This is a genomic window from Aequorivita antarctica (assembly GCF_007997155.1).
In the GTDB taxonomy this organism is placed as follows: Bacteria; Bacteroidota; Bacteroidia; order Flavobacteriales; family Flavobacteriaceae; genus Aequorivita; species Aequorivita antarctica.
Genome location: NZ_VORT01000027.1, coordinates 2,501 through 5,475 on the forward strand (window position 1 = coordinate 2,501; position 2,975 = coordinate 5,475).

Sequence of the window (2,975 nt, forward strand, 5' to 3'; positions counted from 1 at the left end):
TTAACCTTGCTGGCAACAGTAACTCGTAGGCTCATTATGCAAAAGGCACGCCGTCACAGCTTGCGCCGCTCCGACCGCTTGTAAGCGTATGGTTTCAGGTTCTATTTCACTCCGTTGTTCACGGTTCTTTTCACCTTTCCCTCACGGTACTGGTTCACTATCGGTCTCTCAGGAGTATTTAGCCTTGGCGGATGGTCCCGCCGGATTCATACAGGGTTTCACGTGCCCCGCACTACTCAGGATACCACTATCGGTAACTGTCCTTACTAATACCGGGCTATCACCGTCTATGGCCACGCTTTCCAACGTGTTCTTATTCGTAAAGCACCAAATGTCGTGGTCCTACAACCCCGAACAGTCCGTAAACTGTTCGGTTTGGGCTAATCCGATTTCGCTCGCCGCTACTATCGGAATCACTATTGTTTTCTCTTCCTCCGGGTACTTAGATGTTTCAGTTCCCCGGGTTTGCCTCCTTGCGGATACCATATCTTCAATATGGTGGGTTGCCCCATTCGGATACCTGCGGATCAATTTGTATGTGCCAATCCCCGCAGCTTTTCGCAGCTTATCACGTCCTTCTTCGCCTCTGAGAGCCTAGGCATTCCCCATACGCTCTTATTTTGCTTATTGTACTTTTTGCTCTTTAATGAGTTATTCAAATCTTCGATCAACGATCTTAATAAAACAGTAAACCGCTCCACTAAAACCGCAATCTTTTTAATTATTACTTTTCTCGTATTCTTTATTTCCAATATGTCAATGAACTGTCTGGATCTCCGCTATATTCACCGCAAGCATTATGAAATAGCTCTTTGGTACTCGTATATTGGATTATATCCGTGGTGGAGAATATCGGAGTCGAACCGATGACCTCCTGCGTGCAAGGCAGGCGCTCTAGCCAGCTGAGCTAATCCCCCATTTTTAGTTATGAGTTATTAGTTATGAGTTATGGATACTTAAACCCGCAACAAACCCAACTTCTAAAATTTCCTTCAGTATGTGTTAATGAACTTTTTTAAATCAAAAATCGACAATCGTTAATCTTTAATCTAAAATTTTGTAGTCCCAGGCAGACTCGAACTGCCGACCTCTACATTATCAGTGTAGCGCTCTAACCAGCTGAGCTATGGGACTTTAAAAAAAAGTCTCCAATGTTCAGTATTCAGTTATCAGTTTTGATATGCTGACACTGTACCTGTTGACTATAAATATTATAAAATTGACAGCTAAACCAAGCAAGACCCCTTTAATCTTCATATTAAGAGTCTCTCTTGTTGAATTTTCGGTCGTCTTTCTCTAGAAAGGAGGTGTTCCAGCCGCACCTTCCGGTACGGCTACCTTGTTACGACTTAGCCCCAGTTACCAGCTTCACCCTAGGCCGCTCCTTGCGGTGACGGACTTCAGGTGCTTCCAGCTTCCATGGCTTGACGGGCGGTGTGTACAAGGCCCGGGAACGTATTCACCGGATCATGGCTGATATCCGATTACTAGCGATTCCAGCTTCACGGGGTCGAGTTGCAGACCCCGATCCGAACTGAGACAGGTTTTGTGGATTCGCTCCTGCTTGCGCAGTGGCTGCCCATTGTACCTGCCATTGTAGCACGTGTGTGGCCCAGGACGTAAGGGCCGTGATGATTTGACGTCATCCCCACCTTCCTCACGGTTTGCACCGGCAGTCTTGTTAGAGTTCCCGACATGACTCGCTGGCAACTAACAACAGGGGTTGCGCTCGTTATAGGACTTAACCTGACACCTCACGGCACGAGCTGACGACAACCATGCAGCACCTTGTAATCTGTCCGAAGAAAAGACTGTTTCCAATCCTGTCAGACTACATTTAAGCCCTGGTAAGGTTCCTCGCGTATCATCGAATTAAACCACATGCTCCACCGCTTGTGCGGGCCCCCGTCAATTCCTTTGAGTTTCATTCTTGCGAACGTACTCCCCAGGTGGGATACTTATCACTTTCGCTTGGCCACCCAGCACACCAATGTGCGCCGGACAGCTAGTATCCATCGTTTACGGCGTGGACTACCAGGGTATCTAATCCTGTTCGCTCCCCACGCTTTCGTCCATCAGCGTCAATGCGTTGTTAGTGACCTGCCTTCGCAATCGGTATTCTATGTAATATCTAAGCATTTCACCGCTACACTACATATTCTAGCCACTTCACAACGATTCAAGACGACCAGTATCAATGGCAGTTCTACAGTTGAGCTGCAGAATTTCACCACTGACTTAGACGTCCGCCTACGGACCCTTTAAACCCAATGATTCCGGATAACGCTCGGACCCTCCGTATTACCGCGGCTGCTGGCACGGAGTTAGCCGGTCCTTATTCGTACGGTACCGTCAAGCCTCTACACGTAGAGGTGTTTCTTCCCGTAAAAAAGCAGTTTACAACCCATAGGGCCGTCTTCCTGCACGCGGCATGGCTGGATCAGGCTCTCGCCCATTGTCCAATATTCCTCACTGCTGCCTCCCGTAGGAGTCTGGTCCGTGTCTCAGTACCAGTGTGGGGGATCCCCCTCTCAGGGCCCCTAACCATCGTAGCCTTGGTGTGCCGTTACCACACCAACAAGCTAATGGTACGCATGCTCATCCTCTACCGATAAATCTTTAATTAAAGAACAATGCCGTTCATTAATACTATGGGGCATTAATCCAAGTTTCCCTGGGCTATTCCCCTGTAGAGGGCAGATTGCATACGCGTTACGCACCCGTGCGCCGGTCTCAAGAGTGCAAGCACTCTCTACCCCTCGACTTGCATGTGTTAGGCCTGCCGCTAGCGTTCATCCTGAGCCAGGATCAAACTCTTCATCGTATAATCTTCAATAATATTGCGACCATACTCCAGTAAGAGCTCGACTCCCTCAAAAAAATCTCAGAAAATCTCACTTAGTTTAGTTTCTTTGTTGACTAACTACCTTTCGGTAATTAATCTACGCTGTCAATTTCAATATCTCAATGAACTT

General features: G+C 47.7%; 2 tRNA genes and 2 rRNA genes (1 of these 4 cut by a window edge). All 4 read right to left on the reverse strand.

What is annotated here, in order from left to right:
• Window positions 1-630, reverse strand: a 23S ribosomal RNA gene (locus ESU54_RS17495); it reaches 2,204 nt to the left of the window's first position.
• Between the two features lie 210 nt (window positions 631-840).
• Window positions 841-917: transfer RNA gene (locus ESU54_RS17500), tRNA-Ala, on the reverse strand.
• Window positions 918-1,060: 143 nt separating this feature from the next.
• Window positions 1,061-1,134, reverse strand: a tRNA-Ile gene (locus tag ESU54_RS17505).
• Between the two features lie 166 nt (window positions 1,135-1,300).
• A 16S ribosomal RNA gene (locus ESU54_RS17510) occupies window positions 1,301-2,824 on the reverse strand.
• The 16S and 23S rRNA genes sit together here with 2 tRNA genes alongside, the layout of an rRNA operon.
• Between the last annotated feature and the right edge of the window lie 151 nt (window positions 2,825-2,975).